20 protein-coding genes and 1 pseudogene are annotated in these 19708 nt (G+C 35.2%); 5 read left to right on the top strand and 16 right to left on the bottom strand.

Translation table 11 applies throughout. The features are described from left to right. Positions 1-99 precede the first annotated feature (99 nt). Entirely contained in the window at positions 100-369 is a 270-nt protein-coding gene (locus tag CRO45_RS09460) for a hypothetical protein (protein WP_097149422.1), read from the top strand. Between the two features lie 148 nt (positions 370-517). Here the strand turns inward: CRO45_RS09460 and CRO45_RS09465 are convergent, their stop codons facing one another. From CRO45_RS09465 to CRO45_RS09475, 3 genes are all read right to left on the bottom strand, one after another. Further along, entirely contained in the window at positions 518-1060 is a 543-nt protein-coding gene (locus tag CRO45_RS09465) for a cysteine hydrolase family protein (RefSeq protein WP_097149423.1), read from the bottom strand. 229 nt (positions 1061-1289) lie between these two features. Further along, positions 1290-2663 carry an RsmF rRNA methyltransferase first C-terminal domain-containing protein gene (locus CRO45_RS09470; protein WP_097149424.1) on the bottom strand — a complete coding sequence of 458 codons (1374 nt, stop codon included), beginning with the start codon at positions 2661-2663 and terminating at the stop codon, positions 1290-1292. Positions 2664-3000: 337 nt separating this feature from the next. Then, on the bottom strand, positions 3001-3792 hold the full coding sequence (locus tag CRO45_RS09475; protein WP_097149425.1) for a carbon-nitrogen family hydrolase: 792 nt from the start codon (positions 3790-3792) through the stop codon (positions 3001-3003). 208 nt (positions 3793-4000) lie between these two features. Here CRO45_RS09475 and CRO45_RS09480 point away from each other — a divergent pair, with 208 nt between their 5' ends. Next, complete coding sequence (locus CRO45_RS09480; RefSeq protein WP_097149426.1) at positions 4001-5188, top strand: pyridoxal phosphate-dependent aminotransferase; 1188 nt, start codon at positions 4001-4003, stop codon at positions 5186-5188. Positions 5189-5374: 186 nt separating this feature from the next. Then, positions 5375-5530, top strand: a complete 156-nt coding sequence (locus CRO45_RS20040) for a hypothetical protein (RefSeq protein WP_170949451.1) — start codon at positions 5375-5377, stop codon at positions 5528-5530. 58 nt (positions 5531-5588) lie between these two features. Here CRO45_RS20040 and CRO45_RS09485 read toward each other — a convergent pair whose 3' ends face one another. From CRO45_RS09485 to CRO45_RS09515, 7 genes are all read right to left on the bottom strand, one after another. Then, positions 5589-6656, bottom strand: a complete 1068-nt coding sequence (locus tag CRO45_RS09485; protein WP_235864566.1) for a nucleotide kinase — start codon at positions 6654-6656, stop codon at positions 5589-5591. Positions 6657-6817: 161 nt separating this feature from the next. Beyond that, positions 6818-8008, bottom strand: a complete 1191-nt coding sequence (locus CRO45_RS09490; RefSeq protein WP_170949452.1) for a glycine C-acetyltransferase — start codon at positions 8006-8008, stop codon at positions 6818-6820. An 81-nt stretch (positions 8009-8089) separates the two neighbouring features. Continuing rightward, positions 8090-9175, bottom strand: a complete 1086-nt coding sequence (locus tag CRO45_RS09495) for a redoxin domain-containing protein (RefSeq protein WP_097149428.1) — start codon at positions 9173-9175, stop codon at positions 8090-8092. A 112-nt stretch (positions 9176-9287) separates the two neighbouring features. After that, positions 9288-9923: a YczE/YyaS/YitT family protein gene (locus CRO45_RS09500; protein ID WP_097149429.1), complete on the bottom strand. Its 636-nt coding sequence runs from the start codon at positions 9921-9923 to the stop codon at positions 9288-9290. 65 nt (positions 9924-9988) lie between these two features. Continuing rightward, on the bottom strand, positions 9989-10477 hold the full coding sequence (gene ybaK / locus CRO45_RS09505) for a Cys-tRNA(Pro) deacylase (RefSeq protein WP_097149430.1): 489 nt from the start codon (positions 10475-10477) through the stop codon (positions 9989-9991). A 163-nt stretch (positions 10478-10640) separates the two neighbouring features. Continuing rightward, complete coding sequence (locus tag CRO45_RS09510; protein ID WP_097149431.1) at positions 10641-11141, bottom strand: hypothetical protein; 501 nt, start codon at positions 11139-11141, stop codon at positions 10641-10643. A gap of 151 nt (positions 11142-11292) precedes the next feature. Continuing rightward, the gene (locus CRO45_RS09515) at positions 11293-12918 is read right to left on the bottom strand and encodes a Na/Pi cotransporter family protein (protein WP_235864567.1); all 1626 of its coding nucleotides are present in this window, start codon (positions 12916-12918) and stop codon (positions 11293-11295) included. A 346-nt stretch (positions 12919-13264) separates the two neighbouring features. Between CRO45_RS09515 and CRO45_RS09520 the strand changes: the two genes are divergently transcribed. Continuing rightward, the gene (locus tag CRO45_RS09520) at positions 13265-15457 is read left to right on the top strand and encodes a DNA topoisomerase III (RefSeq protein ID WP_097149432.1); all 2193 of its coding nucleotides are present in this window, start codon (positions 13265-13267) and stop codon (positions 15455-15457) included. A 51-nt stretch (positions 15458-15508) separates the two neighbouring features. On the opposite strand, the gene CRO45_RS09525 is transcribed toward CRO45_RS09520, so the two are convergent. Beyond that, on the bottom strand, positions 15509-16009 hold the full coding sequence (locus tag CRO45_RS09525; RefSeq protein ID WP_235864568.1) for a hypothetical protein: 501 nt from the start codon (positions 16007-16009) through the stop codon (positions 15509-15511). A gap of 185 nt (positions 16010-16194) precedes the next feature. On the opposite strand from CRO45_RS09525, the gene CRO45_RS09530 reads away from it, so the two are divergent. After that, complete coding sequence (locus CRO45_RS09530) at positions 16195-16467, top strand: phage holin family protein (protein ID WP_097149433.1); 273 nt, start codon at positions 16195-16197, stop codon at positions 16465-16467. Between the two features lie 70 nt (positions 16468-16537). Here CRO45_RS09530 and CRO45_RS09535 read toward each other — a convergent pair whose 3' ends face one another. The 5 genes and pseudogenes from CRO45_RS09535 to CRO45_RS09555 form a co-directional block, all read right to left on the bottom strand. Further along, positions 16538-17731 (bottom strand): aminotransferase-like domain-containing protein, encoded by a 1194-nt coding sequence (locus tag CRO45_RS09535; RefSeq protein WP_097149434.1) that lies wholly within the window; start codon positions 17729-17731, stop codon positions 16538-16540. 281 nt (positions 17732-18012) lie between these two features. Beyond that, entirely contained in the window at positions 18013-18609 is a 597-nt protein-coding gene (locus CRO45_RS09540; RefSeq protein ID WP_097149435.1) for a YdhK family protein, read from the bottom strand. 149 nt (positions 18610-18758) lie between these two features. Beyond that, positions 18759-18965 carry a copper chaperone CopZ gene (gene copZ, locus CRO45_RS09545; protein WP_097149436.1) on the bottom strand — a complete coding sequence of 69 codons (207 nt, stop codon included), beginning with the start codon at positions 18963-18965 and terminating at the stop codon, positions 18759-18761. A 90-nt stretch (positions 18966-19055) separates the two neighbouring features. Then, a pseudogene (locus CRO45_RS09550) lies at positions 19056-19199 on the bottom strand (heavy-metal-associated domain-containing protein); the annotation flags it as partial. Positions 19200-19277: 78 nt separating this feature from the next. Beyond that, positions 19278-19601, bottom strand: a complete 324-nt coding sequence (locus CRO45_RS09555; protein WP_408057131.1) for a metal-sensing transcriptional repressor — start codon at positions 19599-19601, stop codon at positions 19278-19280. Positions 19602-19708 lie beyond the last annotated feature (107 nt).

Here is a 19708-nt window from a genome sequence, read left to right on the forward strand (position 1 = left end):
TCTTCACTACAATAAGAACATAAGTTCCCCATTGTTTTATTATTCCTTTGAGATACACAAAATTATTAATTATAATTTTTAGACAGGAGTGGTGGAAACATGGAACAGCATGAGTTAAACGCAATATTAGATGCACTGAAGGTAATTTCTGAAAAAATCGATGAACGCTTTGAAAAGATTGATGAGCGCTTTGAAAAGATCGATGTTCGATTGGATTTGTTAGAACAGCGAATGGACGAGCGTTTTGAACGACTTGAGAAGAAGTTTGATGGCTTTCGAGTGGAGTTTAGGGAGATGCAAGAAACAGTTGACTACCTTGCAAGTAAGAACATTCAGCATGAAAAAGAAATTGCGCTCAATAGTAATTAAAGAAGACTAAATAGATTACGGCCGACATAAAGTCAGCCGATTTTTTTGTTATGAACTTTTATACTAACCCTTCGCAAACTTGCCAATTTCCAGCAATAGTTCTAGTGCTAGAAAAAGGACCTCCATTTTAGAAGGTCCTTCATTTTCACTATTCAACAATCTCCGTAAAGAAACATCTCTTCATTTGATTAATGAATGTTTCCCCTAAATCGGTAAAGGTTGCTGATCCACGTTTATGGATGACTGTTTTAAACCCTTCTGAATCCGCACCTGCAATCGTTAAATAATTACAAATGTCTGTACACACGCCTGCAACATGGACTTTTTCCACACCTTTTTCACGGAGCTTTTCAGCTAAACCTGTTTTAAAGAAGGCATTGTAATCCTCTTTTGGCTGCATAATTACGTTTGGATTTGATTCATTTTCTTCATACCACTTCATTAAATCCCCGTATAGCTCCTGTCCCTTTGTTCCAACAACATTATGTGCTGGCCATAATTCAAAATGTGAGTCATTTTCTTGGTGAGCATCCATTGCCACAACAACGACTTGATCGCGGTTAATAAAATCCTTCGCTAAATCAACAATATACGGGACAATTTCCTGCGCTGGTTTTCCAGCAGTTAAAGTACCCTCATCTGCAACAAAGTCATTACTCATATCAACGATAATTAATGCTTCTTTCGCCATTAAAATCTCCCCCTTATTATCACATAACTACATTGTAGAATAAAAAAAAGAGCAAGGGTAAATAAAACCCTCACTCAAAAAAGTTTTTAACATTTATATTCGCATCACCCTGAACATGTAAAGAAAACCCCCCGAAGCATTAGCCCCAAGAGGTATTTTTATAGTATGTGAACTTATTAATTTGTTGCAGGATACTATAATTATTTTTTCATTGAATTTTTTCCATTTACTAAAAGTTCCCCATCCACCTTAATCCTTTTGGATAATGATTCTTCAAACAATTGCCAGCGAGTTTTCCCCAGCCGATAGAAAAACCATCCACTTCAACTAAATACCAGCCTTTATCACCCGTTGCTTGCAATGTTTCACCTTTCAAATAAGAAATAATCTCTTTAGAATCCAAAGGAAGATTCCATTTATTTTTCACTTCATTCCCTTTTAAAGATAATGCCAGGGCATGGGAAGGTTCGAAACGATTCTTTTTAAAGGTACCTAAATGCCATCCAGGACGTACCACTTTTAGCTTATGTAATGATAAAGAATCATCAGGTAAAAGATATAATTGGTCGTTAAATGTAACGTACTTGCCATTTGGAACAAAATTTAAAGATTCCTTTGCGAATTCCTTGTAATGCTTTAACATGTTAGAATCGACTTTCGGTTGCGCTAATTTCAAATGCGGATCAACGTCGACATCTTTCTTTTTAAGTACAGCAATATAGTGACCTTCACCTTTCATTAGATGCGGCCATAATCTGATTGTCTTTTCAATCTTATCTGCCGGATTTGTTACCCATTCTTTTCGGCCTTCACTGAACCCTTTGTAAGTTGGCACTTCTTCGATCTCAAAATTCGGATGTTCTTCTAAGAAACGGCTAATTGTACCTTCATTTTCTTCTGGTGAAAAGGTACATGTTGAGTAAACGAGGCGCCCTTCAGGTTTAAGCATAGCTGCAGCATGTTTTAATATTTCCAGTTGGCGAACGTGACAATGCTCAACACTTTCTAAACTCCAATGTTCCCGAGCTTCCTCATCTTTACGAAACATTCCTTCACCCGAACAAGGTGCATCGACTAAAATACGGTCAAAGAAGCTTGGAAATCGTTCCGCAAGGCGTTCCGGTGTTTCATTTGTTACGACTGCATTTTTAATGCCCATACGTTCTACATTTTGAGAAAGGATTTTTGCTCGCGCAGGGTGAATTTCATTGGACAACAAAAACCCTTGCTGGTTCATTTTCGAAGCAAGGTGCGTCGTCTTTCCACCAGGTGCTGCACATAAATCCAATACTTTCTCTCCTGGCTTTGGGTCTACTAACTCCCCAACTGCCATAGCGCTCGGTTCTTGAATGTAGTAAAGACCGGCATCATGGAATGGATGCTTTCCAGGTCGATCATTTTCTGAATAAAAATATCCTTCTGTTACCCAAGGAATTTTTTCAATTGTAAAAGGACTCTTCTGTAAAAAATCATCAAAAGGTACTTTTAAAGAATTAACACGTAATGCTAAACTCTTTTCATCTTGATAACTTTTAACAAAATCATCATATTCATCTTGCAATAGATTCTTCATTTTCGTTAAAAAATTTTCCGGGAGATTCATCTTTTCCACCTCTCACAAAAAAGTACATTAGGAAATATATCACCTAAAAAATAGAGTTGTAAATATTTCTTGTGAAATTTTTTTGAACGAAAAAAACTTTCTTTTTCGGAACATCTAAAGAAAGTCTAGTCAATTAAGTTTTTATTATTTTTCTTTTATTTAGGTTACTACATCGGTATAGGATAGTTTTTTATAAAGCTAATTTTTCTAGATACGAGGATTTCAGATACGACTTATTCAGAATTATGCGCAACCCACACATAATTGCAGATATGTCGTATCCCCCTTCCTCCAATTTGATGAAAAATGCAATTTTTTATTTCATAGTGAAAAATTTCTATTCTTCTACAACACCAGCATACAAACTCGGTCTACGATCATCGTAAACTGGGATTCTTGTACGTACTTCATCTACCTTTGAGAAATCAACATCAATAATGGCAAGTTCCTCGTCTTCAGCACCTGTCCATAATACTTCGCCCCAAGGTTCGATAATCATCGATTGGCCGTTGAAATTTTCAACCTTCTTTGAAATTCGGTTGACTGCCACGATAAAGCATTGATTTTCAATGGCACGGGCTTGCAATAATGTTTTCCAATGATCAATACGAGGTGTTGGCCATTGCGCAGAAACGAATAACACTTTCGCACCATCAAGTGCATGAGCTCGTAACCATTCAGGGAAACGGATATCATAACAAATAACTGCTCCCGCTTCCACATCCTCAAATTTGAAGCGATTCATTTGATCTCCAGCATGTAAAAACTTTTCTTCATCCATTAATCTAAATAAATGAACTTTATTGTATTCACTTAACAGTTCTCCTTCTTTGTTCACAATATACATCGTGTTATAGAATTTCCCATCATGTTCAGTAGCAACTGATCCACCAACGATATGTATTCCTAGTTCACTTGCTAGTTTCTGAAGAAATTCTTTTGTGCGCTCTCCTTCTTTATCAGCAATTTCAGGTAATTTTTCTAAAGCAAATCCCGTGTTCCACAATTCAGGAAGCACAACAATTTCAGCACCTTTACTCGCAGCCTCGCGGATGAAATGTTCTGCACGTTCATAGTTTTCTTCTACTTTTCCAAATCTTACATTTAGCTGAATGCACCCAATTTTCATAACAACATCCCCCTATAAACTTTCTATTAAAAAATTTATTCATTTGCTATACTAATTGTAATTATATTCTGAATTCTATGCAAAAGGGAAATCTGATAAGTCCATTTGAGACGTATTCTGTATGTTCCGTTTTTAAACACATGGACATTCTAAAGTTAAAGCAGACTATTCATATAAGATTTATTCACAAAAAGAAAGAGGAATGTATATGGAATTATCAAAGAAACTTCAAAACCTTCCAACACAATTTTTTGCTTCACTCGTCCAAAAAGTAAATACTGCTATTGCAGAAGGTCGAGATGTGATTAATTTAGGTCAAGGAAATCCAGATCAGCCTACCCCCTCTCATATTGTAGAAGCTCTACAAACAGCTGTGGCTGATCCTCAAACTCATAGATATTCACCTTTTAGAGGATTACCAGAGTTTAAGGAAGCAATTGCTGATTTCTATAAACGTGAATATGATGTCGAGATAGATCCGCATAAAGAAGTGGCCATTTTAGGTGGAGCGAAAATTGGGTTAGTTGAATTACCAATAGCGATTCTTAATCCTGGTGATTCGATGTTATTACCTGATCCAGGCTATCCAGATTATTTGTCAGGGGTTGTGTTAGGAGACGTACATTTCGATACGATGCCACTGCTTGCTGAAAATTCATTTTTACCGGACTACACTGCGCTATCTGAGGATGTGAAATCCCGTGCAAAACTAATCTATTTAAATTACCCAAACAATCCAACTGGGGCGACAGCAAATTTAGATTTTTTCAATGAAACCGTGGATTTTGCATTAGAAAATGAAATTGCAGTTGTACATGATTTTGCTTATGGAGCATTCGGTTTCGACGGTGAAAAGCCTGTTAGTTTTCTGCAAGCGAAAGGCGCTAAAGAAGTCGGTGTTGAACTTTATACATTGTCAAAAACGTATAATATGGCCGGATGGCGAATCGGCTTCGCAGTAGGCAATGAAACCATAATTGAAGCCATCAATTTAATTCAAGATCATTTATTCGTAAGTCAGTTCCCTGCTGTTCAGCGAGCTGCGATTGAAGCTTTAAATGGAGATCAGCAATGTGTGGAAGAACAGGGTGCAATTTATGAAAGCCGCCGTAATGCATTGATGGAGGAAGCTCATCGGATAGGTTGGGATGTAACTGCGCCAAAAGGGTCCTTCTTTGCATGGTTGAAAGTTCCTGAAGGTTTTACAAGTGAAGAATTCGCAGACCTACTTCTGAATAAAGCCGATGTAGCTGTTGCTGCAGGAAATGGCTTTGGTGAATACGGCGAAGGTTATATTCGTATTGGTTTATTAGTTAGCGAAGAGCGGTTAAGGGAAGCTGTTCAACGTGTGGAGAAGCTTGGGATTTTTAATCGATCTTTGAGGTTTGTCCGATAAAATGGTGAAATTGTCCGATAAACTTCAAAAAGTGTCCGATAAATCACCGAAACTGTCCGATAAAACTAAAAATTTGTGCGATAGTTTCTAAAATTAAGCAGCGAAAAATCATCGCGATTTATTTTTCAAGTGTATGTAATTTTTCTCCATTGAACATCTTTATATAAGAAAGGATGTGTTGAACTAATGGAGGAATTAAAATTTGCAGAATTAGATGTAGAACAGCTCGAAAAAATAAATATGTTACAAGAGGAGCTAGGCGTTGTCTTAATCGCTTACGATAAGCGAATGAGCACTTTGCCAGATGAAGAATTGGCCAATCATGATGACCAATTATCCTAAGTAAAAAATAAAAAGCTTGAGAAGTAGGTACACCCTCTCTCAAGCTTTCAATCTAAAATCACTCAAACAAACTTGAAATACGTTCATTCCACTTTTCTTCATTAATACTGCTATCCACCAATTCTCTTAATTCCCTTTCCGCTTCAGCGTAGAGATTTACAAATGCTACAGCATCATACATTGCAGAACGGTATTTAGCGACAATGACTTTAATGTTCTCTTCTTCTACTTCAGTTGGGTGGCAATGCTGAGCAATATCGAAAATTTGGTCGCCACTCCGCGCTGGATCTGGGAAATATACATGGGGTTCCGTACTATCGAAAATACAGAAATTCAACTCAGGAATAATGACCATATCAATAGAATTGGCATCCAGTCCACACCAAACCTTTTGCACATCATAACCACGATTTAATGCTTCTCCTGCCAACCGTTTCATCATAGAAGACTTCCCTGTTCCTGGATATCCTTTGATAAAGAAACGATTTTCAACGTTTTGCGTAATATTTTGAAGCGTATCTCTAGCGCCAGCTGGTGTTAACGTTCCGAGAAGGCGGTGCGTTTCATTTCCACGTTTGTTTAATTGATTTTTGCCGAAAAGATTTTGGATTAACTGTTCAAATTGCTTGTTTAATCCGGACCAGTCCATATGTCTTCTCGTTTCAATTTCCCAATCATCGTGAATTTTAATCGCTCTTGCAAGAGCATGGAAACATTTATCGTGCCATTTTTCTTTATCCTTTGTTAATTGAATAATTTTCTCCCCATGGGCTTTCAATTTTTCCTCATCAATGCACTCATAAAATGAAATGACTTTGTCTCGGCTTCCATAAAGTTGTGGCTCAAATGATGGGTTCGTTGCTTGGAGGAACAAGATATTGTGTGGTTCTTTAACAAAGAGAGCTTCAAATGTGTTTTCAAATAATGGATCGTGGAAATATTCAATCGCTACGTTTTGACTATGATAATACTTTCCAAGGTTGTGAAGCACTTCTGAAAGTTTAAATCCTTGAGCACCCTTGAAAAAATAAACAGTTTTCGCTTCGTTCATAATATCTTTATATACATTTTTCATGCCTTGCCCAGTTAATGCTTTTCCAAAGAAATGTAGAATCGTGCTGTTCAAGATGTCATCCTTCCTAGAGTTTCTTACCTTATTTTTATGTAAACAAACGAAAAAAAGTGCCTAGGACAAATTAAATGTCTTAAGCACTCCCCCAAATTGTATGTGTACCAGGTACACACACAATTGTGAATATTCTAAGTTGTTTCTGTACCTGGTACCCGCTAAATTACACCTAATTCCTTACCAACCTTTTCATAAACAGTAATGGCTGCATCGAGCATTTCTTTCGTATGTGCAGCAGTTGGCATGTTTCGAACTCGCCCTGTTCCCTTAGGTACCGTTGGGAATACAATGGATTTTGCGTAAACCCCTTCTTCAATGAGCCTTTTTGAAAACTGCTGTGTTAATTTCTCATCGCCGATAATGCAAGGAGTTATAGGGGTTTCTGAATTACCAATGTTAAATCCAAGATTTTTGAGACCACCTTTTAGATAATTTCCATTCTCCCAAAGTCGATCCACAAGTTCAGTAGAATTTGTAATTAATTGAATTGCTGCCGTTGTTGCTGCTACATCAGCTGGCGTTAAAGCAGTTGAGAACAAAAATGGACGGGAACGAACTTTTAACCAGTATATTAAGTTTTTCTTTCCAGCTACGTATCCCCCAACAACTCCTACTGCCTTCGATAATGTACCTATTTGAAAATCAACTTCTTTTTCCAATCCAAAATGTTTTACAGTTCCTTTACCCTTCCCTGTCACTCCCGATCCATGGGCATCATCAACATATGTGATAAGATCGTATTCTTTAGCAATCTCAATAATCTCTGGAAGTTTTGCAATATCCCCATCCATTGAAAATACACCATCTGTTATAATCATCACTTTTTTATATTGCCCTGATTTCACAGCTTCCTCTGCTTTTCTTTTCAAGTCATCCATATCAGAATGATTGTACGCAATAATTTTAGCTTTAGACAAACGACAACCGTCAATGATTGAAGCATGATTTAACTGATCGGACAAAATGGCATCATGTTTGTCCATCACTGCTGAAATCGCAGCCATATTACAATTAAATCCAGACTGATAAGAAATCGCTGCTTCCGTCCCTTTAAATTCTGCGAGTTTTCTTTCAAGCTCCACATGCAAATCTAACGTCCCATTGATTGTACGTACTGCTCCTGCCCCAACTCCATATTCTTGAACTGCATCAACAGCAATTCTTTTAAGCCTTTCATCTGTAGCTAATCCTAAATAATTATTAGAGGATAAGTTAATTAATTCTTTCCCTCGTATTTGTATAATTGGACCATTCGCTCCTTCAACAACATCAATCTCGTTAAACAACCCCTGGTCCTGTAATCCTTGCAAGTTCTCATCTAAAAACTTATCTAAAAATTTCCCCAACATAACCCCTCCTCACAATTGTGCGGGTACCAGGTACACAAACAATTCAGAATATTTGAAATAGTTTGTGTACCTGGTACATATTTAATTTAGAAATGATTCGAGTGTGTTTTTGTCCATTGGACCGACGATTTTTTGATAGATTTGCCCCTTCTCGTCAATTACATAGGTAGTCGGTATCGAAATAATTTCATATGCATCGCCAAACACTCCGTTTACATCAAGTGGAATGCTAAAAGTTAACCCATTGTCGTCTACAAACCTCTTTAAGGCTTCAATACCGTTGTCCCTACTAGTTAAATTCACTGCAATCACTTCAATTTCATCACCATGTTCTTCATAGAAACTTTGCATATGTGGCATTTCAGCTTTACACGGTGGACACCATGTCGCCCAAAAGTTTAAAATTACCTTTTTGCCACGGTAATCAGATAATTTTACCGTTTCCCCTGAAAGAGTTTGCAACTCAAACTCCGTTGCACCTTCTAACACAACGGTTTTATTGCCCTTCTCAAAATTTAATGCAACAGACGCTGCTAATATGACAATGAACACCCAAGATACCGTATTTTTTAAAAGATGCTTTTCTTTGAACACCATCACTACTAAAACAACCGTACTTATACAAATGAATAGCCAACCTTCTAATGCAAAAAGCTTTTCATTGTATGCTAAAAATATAGAATTTAATAGAATTAATATAAAAAGCCAGGTTGGATTTTCCCTACTCCCTTTCTTAACCGCAACGTACCCACTAGCTACTAGGATAACAACTCCAACAGCCCATTCTCCAGAAAGAAGGAATTCAGACCCTTGAAATAATAGATAAAACACGGTAAATGAATAGAGCAAACCGTTCCAATCTAATATCCCATTTTGTTTTTTTGTTCTATAAATTAGGAACATTGAAGCTACTATTACTGCTAATATATGCCCCCAGATACCGCCACTAAAATAAAGTGCAGACATTGGATTTTTAATAAACAACGGCCATTCAAAAAGAATATAGCTTAGCTTCCATACTACTATGTAATTAAACAACGCATCTTGAAACAATGATGTAGATTTTTTATATATAATTTTCTCAACTAACATGAATAAAAGTAGCGCTAAAATAAATGCACCCCACTCAGTTTTCACTGAAATATTACCGATTTGAATATACGACAATCGTTTTTGGCCTCCTTCAACTCACACAAAGGTTATAGTTGTTCCTCATTATACTTGAAAACAAATAAAAAACTCGTAAAAGACTACGAATCTTTTACGAGACAAAAAATAATTAGAAAAATGGTTTCATTTCTTCCACATCACCAATTACTTTCAATAGCATTTTACGGCAATATGGTAATGAAAGCTGAACAACATATCCTGAAAATACTGCAATAATAACAGTTCCGACGCCAAGAGGTCCACCTAAAATCCATCCAACAAATGCAACGGATAATTCCATAGTCATCCTAGCAACTCTTATAGAACCACCAAATCTTTCAACGATCCACATCATTAACGAGTCACGAGGACCAGTACCTAGATTCGGGGCGATATACATTCCGCATCCAAACCCTAAAACAAATACCCCTAAGACGAAATAAATAATTTGAAATGTCATAGAGGATGTTCCAGGCAAAATCCAAATAAACAAATCTATAAAAATTCCACATAAAAACATATTTACCCAAGTACCCACTTTTGGAAGTCTTTTCACCATAATCGAGGTAAATGCAATTACAAGTAGTCCGGTAATAATATTCCACGTACCAATTGTTAATCCAAAGTTTTCAAATAGTGCAATATGAAGTACGTCCCACGCATTTGTTCCCACCACTGCACCTTTAATAACCATTGAAACCCCTAATGACAAAATGGCTAACCCTACTAAGAAAAACGCCCATCGCCATGAATATACTTTTCTCATTTACCTGATTTTCCTTCTTTCTATATATCTACAAAAATACAAACTATATTTTTTTCGAGAGTTTTTTATGTATCTTTTACTATATCAGAAAAACTTCCCTTCGTAACATGCAATAAGTCAATTGGTGCTAATTTTATTTGCATCCCTCTTTTTCCAGCACTTACGATTAGATAGTCTAGCTCTCTTGCTCCTTCATAAACAAATGTAGGAAATAACTTTTTCATTCCGATTGGTGAACATCCTCCACGGACATAACCAGTTAGGTTCAACAAATCATTTACATGAATCATTTCTACTTTCTTTTCACCAGCTACTTTTGCACATTTTTTAAGATCAAGTTCATTTGAAACTGGAATGACAAAAACAAAAAATTTACCAGTCCCAGCTGTTGTAACGAGCGTTTTATAGACATGAGAAACTGAGTGCCCAATTTTAGTAGCTACTGAAACTCCGTCAATATGTTCATCCACTTCATATTCAAATAGTTTGTAAGCAATTTTTTGCTGATCTAGTAATCGAACTGCATTTGTTTTTGATGTTTTTTGTTTTGTCACGCTACTCCCTCCTAATGTCTATAAAGAAAAACTGTATAATAAATGCATTCTAATATAATATAAATATCTTTCCAATAGGAAGTTCCCACTAGATATTTGTTATTTATCCACTTTTTTAAAAAATAAAATAAAACCCTCAGATTTACTGAGAGCTCCTGAACCTTTATGCAGTTATATTGTACTGTGATTGTTGCTGTATAAAGCCAGTTTTAGCAAATTTCATTTGATAAGAATACGTTGTTATGGCTCTTTGAAATTTATTTTTTATAAAATTGTTATTTACATTAGTTCTAGATGCAAATTGTTGTTCAGATTCGATTTTACTTTCTTCGAATAGAACAAATTTATTAAGTTCAGTTGATATTAGATTTAGATGATTATCTTTCAATTGATGAATCCGATTAGGCTCAATTTCATCATTTCCGCTTGCACTTGCTATTTCTAACTCTGCTTGTTTTAATTCATCATAAACAGGATTGTGGAGTTGTTTTGCTAAGTCTTTTTCAGATTTTAATAATTCATTGAGTAAATTGGTAACAGGATTTTTACTTGCTTCAATAAAAGTAGAAGACTTTTTATAGGCTTTGGCCATCTCCCTACGCTGAGATACATACTTTCGTTCTTCAAATTTATTAATATCATTTAGTAGACTTGAAATTTTCAAATTTCTCACCGTTCTTATTTTGATAAATTTTTATATCGATAATTTTACCACTTAATTACAGTATGTCTACAAATTTCTAAACCTATTCAGAACTTTTCCAACAAAAATAAAATACCTGTGTAAAGATTTGTTTTCTTTACACAGGTATAGTTTAAACGTTTTCTTCTAATATAGTTCCAGCAATATTTACTGCATGGTCTCCAAGACGTTCCAAATTACTAATAATATCAGCAAAAACGATACCAGCTGAACCAGAACATTCATCATTATTTAAACGATAAATATGTCGCTTACGGTATACACGTTCTAATTCATCGATACGATTTTCGTTGTCTAAAACTTTTCTTGCTAAATCTTTACTTTGTTTATCTAATGCTAACATTGCAACACTAATAGTATCTAGCACAAGATTAAACATTTCTTTTAGTTCTTTTTCAGCTTCCTCACTAAATTTCACACGGTTCGTCACACTAAATTGAGTTAGTTCGACTAAATTTTCAACATGGTCACCAATTCGCTCGATATCACGGATATTTTGCAATAGGTTATGGTGAACTTTCGAATCATTACCAGATAATGATGCTTTAGATAGTTCAACTAAATAATCTGTCGTTACTCTATCTAGGTTGTTGATAGCTTCTTCTAACTGTTCAGTTATTCCTACATGTTTAGTATCTCTTGTGAAAAGAAACTCTTGTGACTCCTGAAGGCCTCTAATAGCAAAATCCCCCATGCGCATTACTTCTTGCTTAGCCTGTCCTAATGCAATTGACGGAGATGTTTTTATTAAAGAACGATCTAAGAATTTAGGAGCATATTCAATTGTTGTATCTTCTCCAGGAACGATTTTTGTAACGATCCAGGCAATAGCTGCAACAAATGGAAGTTGAATTAGAGTGTTTACAACGTTAAACGATCCGTGTGCAAATGCAATTTGCATTTTTTCATCTAAATTCAATAATCCAGTAATCCACTCTACATAATTTACAAATAGCGGTAATATTACCAGGAAAATAACTGTTCCAATAACATTAAACATTACATGAGCTGCAGCTGCACGACGAGCAACAACAGTTGCCCCTAAAGAAGCTAATATAGCAGTAATGGTTGTCCCAATATTATCACCAAATAATACTGGTAATGCTCCAGCTAATGGAATAAGACCTTCACCATATAATTCTTGTAAAATCCCAACAGTTGCTGATGATGATTGAACTACTAAAGTGAATACTGTCCCTGCAACTACACCTAAAATTGGAAATTCACTAAAACTTACAGTCATATCAATAAATGCGTCAAAATCACGTAATGGTTTCATCCCATCACCCATCATTTCAAGACCGATGAATAGACCTGCAAATCCAAACAATATTTGACCAATATTTTGGATCGTGTTCTTTTTAAAGAAGAAAAGTAACACTGCACCTAGTGCCATTATTGGGTAAGCGTAAGTTCCCACATCAAAACCAATGATAAAGGCAGTTATTGTCGTACCAATGTTAGCACCCATAATAACACCAATAGCTTGTCTAAGGTTCATGAACCCTGCACTAACAAGTCCTACTGTAATAACTGTTGTACCTGAACTGGATTGGATTGCTACAGTTACTAAGATACCTACTAACACACCCATTAATGGATTTGTCGTAAATTTATCTAAAATGTCTCGTAGTCGATCACCTGCTGCTTTTTGCAAGCCATCGCCCATAAATTTAATTGCAAATAAAAATAACCCTAGTCCTCCTAGGAATTGGAATAACATCGTCTGCCAATCCATTAATTAGTTCCACCTTTCCAAAGCCTTCGACACTATTATTCATATTTCGCGCTTTAGTGTAAATAATTTTATAGTTTTGAAATATAAAATTTACATTACCTTTACAATTCCTTAATATAATATACACAATTTTGTTGTTGAAATAAGGAAAATTAGAGTATTTAGGTTTCTTTATATAATGAAAAACAATACATACCTTATAAAAATTTGATATAGCTCATTCCATTTCTTTAATATCATTGCCTTAGTTTTGCCTATTACATTACAATCATTCACTATGACTGAAACTCCATTTGACATATGCTATATTTATTCCTATGGAAGTTAGAAAGGATGTTTTTTAACAATGGCAATAAGTTTAGTGTTAGCAGAAAAACCATCTGTTGCACGTGATATAGCAAACGTATTAAAGTGTACGAAAAAAGGAAATGGGTACCTTGAAGGTGATCGATATATTGTCACTTGGGCATTAGGTCATCTTGTTACATTAGCGGACCCTGAAAGTTATGATGTGAAATATAAAACGTGGAATTTAGAAGATTTGCCAATGTTACCAGACCGTTTGAAACTTACTGTCATTAAACAATCTGGAAAGCAATTCAATGCTGTAAAATCTCAACTAACACGAGGAGATGTTTCTGAAATTATCATTGCAACAGATGCTGGTCGTGAGGGAGAACTTGTTGCGCGTTGGATTATTGAAAAAGCGAAGGTACATAAACCGATAAAACGTTTATGGATTTCTTCTGTTACAGATAAAGCGATTAAAGATGGCTTCAACAATTTAAAACCTGGAAAAGCCTATGAAAATTTATATGCATCGGCAGTTGCACGTTCTGAAGCTGATTGGTATATCGGACTAAATGCAACGCGTGCTTTAACGACACGATTTAATGCACAACTGAATTGTGGACGCGTTCAAACACCAACTGTTGCAATTATTGCAGCTCGAGAAGATGAGATTAAAAATTTCAAACCACAAACTTATTACGGAATCGAAGCAAATACAGCTGATAATTTGCGTTTAACTTGGCAAGATGACAAAGGTAACAATCGAAGTTTTAATAAAGATAAAATCGATTCAATCGTTAAGAAACTTGGCAGTGAAAATGCAGTTGTCACTTCGATTGACCGAAAAACAAAAAAATCCTATGCACCAGCTCTATACGATTTAACTGAACTACAAAGAGATGCCAATAAAATTTTTGGCTACTCAGCAAAAGAAACACTTAACATTATGCAAAAGTTATATGAACAGCATAAAGTGTTAACTTATCCACGTACAGATTCAAGGTATATCTCGAATGATATTGTTGCAACAATCCCAGAACGTTTAAAAGCTTGTGGAATTGGCGAATATCGTACGTTTACTAATAAAATTTTAACAAAACCCATTAAAGCGACGAAGGCTTTCGTAGATGACACTAAAGTAAGTGATCACCATGCAATCATCCCAACAGAAGGGTTCGTTAATCTCGCTAAATTTACGGACAAAGAACGTAAAATTTATGATTTAGTGGTCAAACGATTCTTAGCCGTTTTACTCCCACCTTTTGAATATGAACAACTAACATTACATGCCAAAATTGGGGATGAAACTTTTATCGCTAGAGGAAAAACGATTTTATCGAGTGGATGGAAAGAAGTCTACGGACATCATTTTGATGATGAGGAATCTAGTGATGACGTGAAGGAACAAATTTTACCGCGCATTGAAAAAGGTCAATCCTTAACTGTAAAGTTAATCGCCCAAACATCTGGACAAACGAAACCACCAGCCCGTTTCAATGAAGCAACTCTATTATCAGCAATGGAAAATCCCGTTAAATACATGGGGATGCAAGATAAAAAACTAGCTGAAACATTAAAATCTACAGGTGGTCTTGGAACCGTTGCGACTCGTGCAGATATAATCGAGAAACTGTTCAATTCATTTTTAATAGAAAAACGTGGTGGCAAGGAAATCTATTTAACTTCAAAAGGACGTCAACTTCTTGAACTAGTACCAGAAGAATTAAAATCCCCTGCCCTAACAGCAGAATGGGAAATGAAGCTTGAACAAATCGCCAAAGGCAAAATGAAAAAAGACGTATTTATTTCAGAAATGAAAAACTATACAAAAGAAATCGTATCAGAAATTAAATCAAGCGATAAAAAATATAAACACGATAATATATCAACTAAGTCATGTCCGGATTGCGGAAAGCCGATGCTTGAAGTGAACGGCAAAAAAGGAAAAATGCTCGTTTGCCAAGATCGTGAATGTGGACATCGTAAAAATGTATCCCGTGTGACAAATGCTCGCTGTCCAAACTGTCATAAAAAACTTGAATTACGTGGTGAAGGTGACGGCCAAATTTTTGTATGTAAATGTGGACACCGTGAAAAACTATCCGCCTTTGAAGCCCGTCGTAAAAAAGAAGGCGGAGGCAAAGTTGATAAACGTTCAGTACAGAAGTATTTGAAGCAGCAGGAGAAACAGGAAGAACCTGTGAATAATGCACTTGCTGAAGCGTTAAAGGGACTCAAATTTGATTAGCATTAATTAGCATGACTTGAGGTAGGGCTGGGACAAAATTGTCCCAGCTTTTTATTCATTAATGTCCATTACTAATATATCGAACAATTCATTATTTACATATAGTAATAGAGCCCACTCGCCTTCTTTAGCAAACTTTACTGATGATGGAGTATGTGCATCTGCACCATTGTGTTCACCTGCCAAAGGAATTGACCAATTATCATTTCCAGTCTGTAATATTGGATGTACGGTTTCAGTTTCTTTATGATAGCCTACAACCGTAAGATCATTATTTACAATTTCATCGATTCCCCATAAATGCCACATCCATTTTTGTTCACTTATACTTGGCATGTCTGCTCCGATTACTCCAACAATATTTAGATTTCCTATCATATCCTCAAATTCAATTGCCTTGCGCTCCCAATCAATGATGTCAAAATCACTAGCTAAAACAAACTCTGGTAAGTCATCTGGTAAAGTCGATTTCTTCTCTTCTACACATCCTGAAAAGATTACGCCCAATACTATTGTCATAATTATTGGATTAAGATATTTCATTCCTTTCATACTACCCGCTCCCTCTCCTATTTTTCTAAAAATTATAATAAACAATCTGTAATTACTCTCTTTTTTATAATAAATTAGTAGAAATAAAAATTCTTCAATCACATTCAACTATTTAGACTTTTCCATTATCCCCTTCTCTAATCTTTGAATATATTAAATTAGAAAACACGAAAGGAGGTAGCATGTTGGAAGCGAACTTTTTAGCATCACTAATCGATTCACGTTCATATGTTCTAATTCCGGTTCTTTATATTATATTGCTACTCCTTAGGCAGACACCACGTCTTGAACCATGGACCCATGCTTGGATTGTTATGGGAGTTTCCATCATTTCCTGTTTCTTATATTATGGTTTTGTGATCCAATCATTCGTTGAAGGTGTTCTTGTTGCAGGGGTATCCATCTTACTAAAAGATTTAATACATGTTCGGATCGGAACTAATGGGAAAAATAAATAACCCTATAAATTTAGCGATAAAAAAATGCTGATTTTCACACTCCAAATGGAATGTAAAAATCAGCTTTGTGTTAAATCAATTGTTTTGACGGTATTTCGTAAAGTATTTTCCCTAATCGTTTAATTCCTTCTTCGATCACTTCTGGTGATGAATTCGTATAGTTTAAACGTAACGTATTTACATTGCTTTTGTTGGTATAGAAAGGATCACCAGGAACAAATGCCACTTTTGCTTCCATCGCTTTATTGAATAACTCCAAAGCAGATACTCCTTCTTCTAATGTTACCCAAATAAACATCCCACCATCAGGCTTTGTATATGTAATCGTCGGTGGGAAGTATTTTTCCATCGCCTGTATCATGGATCTTGCTTGCTGTTGGTATAAGTCAGTTATTTTAGTAATATGCGTAGTAAGGTCATTTTTTACTAGATAATCATGAATTACAATTTGAGAGAAAATATTTGTATGTAAATCCGTCGCTTGTTTTGCAGTATTAACATGATTCAGTAATTCCTTATTTTTTGTAATCATATAGCCTATGCGGAAGCCTGGAGTTACAATCTTTGAAAATGAACCAAGTATTACTGAGTTTTCTAATCGACCAGCTCCAATGTATGGAAGCTTTTCACCGTTCCAACGTAAATCACCATATGGGTCATCTTCTATTAACACAACATCAAATTTTTTAACTACTTCATAAATTGCTTCTCGATTCTCTCTAGTATATGTAATACCAGTTGGATTGTGGAAATTTGGTACAGTATAAATAAATTTAATACATGGATTTTCATAAAGGGTTTGAGCCAATTGTTCAACATTTAACCCTTCTTCCGTTAATTGCACTGGATAAAATGTTGGTTCAGTTAAACTAAATGCCTGTAGTGCTCCTAAGTATCCTGGTTCTTCTACGATAATTCCTTCACCTTTATTAACAAGTACTTGTGAAATCAATTCTAATGCTTGCTGCGAACCAGTAGTAATTAAAATATCTTCAGGTTCAATAGCTAATCCGAAATTTGTATTATATTTATCTGCTATATATTGACGTAATGGTAAATATCCTTCTGTCGTTGAATATTGGAATAATTTTGGCCCATGAACTTCAATCGCTTCATTTATTGCTTTTTGCAGACCATCAATTGGAAATGAAATTGGATTTGGTAATCCCCCGGCAAATGAAATGACATCCTCTGCACTCGCTACTTTTAAAATATTACGAATAAATGAGGATGGTGTTCTTAAAATCTTATCTGAGTACAACATTACAATTTCCTTCTTCCTGCGCTAATGATCGCTGAAAGGATTGTTTATCCAAATCAGTGTTATCTGATTTTATCAGACTATTTAAAAAACTTCAAAGGGATATTTAGTAAATTTTATTAAATTTTTATTATTAATACTGATAATTAATGTAAAAATTCTTAAATGTGGGCGTTTCATTCTAAGATAAGCACTCTTATGCTATTTTGTATACATTTTTAAAATAAAAAAAATGTCCAATTGATTATTTATTCGATGACTCAATTGGACATTATGTTCATTTATTATTTCGCTGATAATTCACTTTCTTTAAACCATTTTTTAAGAGATGTCCCATCGGCAGTAATATACTCTACCATATAAGCAACGGTTTTTTCAGCCGTATCAATTTCGCCTTCAGCACCAAGCATCCCTTCTTCTTGATTTGTTTCAACTATTACTTCTGACCCTGGTACTAACATTTCCTCGTCTAATCCTTGAAGTTCTTCTTGAACAACCCATTTATGATTTTCTTCACGGAAGTCACCATGTGTAGGTGTATAGGATATGGAGTATACGATAGTATCAAAGGCACCAGTAACAGTTCCTACTGCACCCTTCATTCCTTCTTCGTGTTCAGCATTAACGATTACTTCATCCCCCACTTTAAATTTAGGGTTTTCTGCTTCTTTCATGCCTTCTGGTATTTCTGAAGGGGTAGGTGCATTTGTTACATTATTATTTGCTTCTTCTGTTTGAACATTATCCTTTGTCACTTCATTTCTTGATTCAACATGACTTTCGTGTTCTGTATCACTATTATTTGTATCATCATTACCACATGCCGTTAGTATAGTAAATAAAAAAAGAGACATTACAATTAACCCTAGTCTTTTTTCCATTTGAATCCTCCTAAAAGTTTTCTCAATGCTTTTTCTATATTAAAAGGATTCAACATTCACGAACTTTCTATGCATGATTGATGTAGTTGATTTTCATAATAAAAATGATGAGAACCTAAAAAGATTCTCATCATTTCACTAACTCGTAATTATTCAACATCATATCCTTGATCATCTATTGCATCTTTAATTTTTGCAAGGGATACTTTATCGTTATCGTAAGTTACTTCTACTTGGCCTTCTTCTAAAATAACTTTTACTTGGTCTACGCCAGCTAAAGCACTAACACCTCCCTCAACTGCTTTTACGCAATGCCCACAAGACATACCTTTTACATTTAGAGTTACAGATTCCATATAATTCAATCTCCTTTTCTTTTTAAATTTAAATTACATACACTATAGGGGTATTATTCACTTTTAAAAATAGTATCAAACAAATTGAGATTAAGCGTCTACAAAATATCCTTTATCTTGAACGACTAATTTAATCTGTTCTACATTCACTTTAGATTCATTAAATGAAACTTCAACTTTTCCAGTTTCTAATTCAACATGGTCCTTTTCAACACCATCCATTGATGAGATACCGTTTTCTACAGACTTCTAGCAACCACCACATGTCATTCCTTTTACTAATATCGTTACTTCACTCAATTTGTTAACCTTCTATTTCTTCATTAATTTTTGGATAGTGACGATAAGTTCATCTAAGACTTCTTCATCACCTTCTGTTAACCGGTCAACAACGCATCCTTTCAAATGCCATTGTAGTAATACTTTTGCAACGCTATTTAAAGCTGATTGAGTTGCAGATAGTTGAGTAATAATATCATCACAGTAAACATCGCGTTCTACCATCCCTTTAATGCCTCTCACTTGGCCTTCAATACGATTAAGACGGTTCATAAGATCTTTTTTTATATGTTCTGGATGATGACTTTTTCGATTCGATGATTCTGAATGACAATGTGTTTCGTTTGTATGATCCAGTGTAATCTCCCCCTATTCTTACTTTTATATTAAGATACCCTTTAGGGGTATGTCAACAATAATATCTGTTCATAAATAAAAGATGTTCTAAAATCGACTTCTATCGA

Source organism: Ureibacillus acetophenoni (genome assembly GCF_900220965.1).
In the GTDB taxonomy this organism is placed as follows: domain Bacteria; phylum Bacillota; class Bacilli; order Bacillales_A; family Planococcaceae; genus Ureibacillus; species Ureibacillus acetophenoni.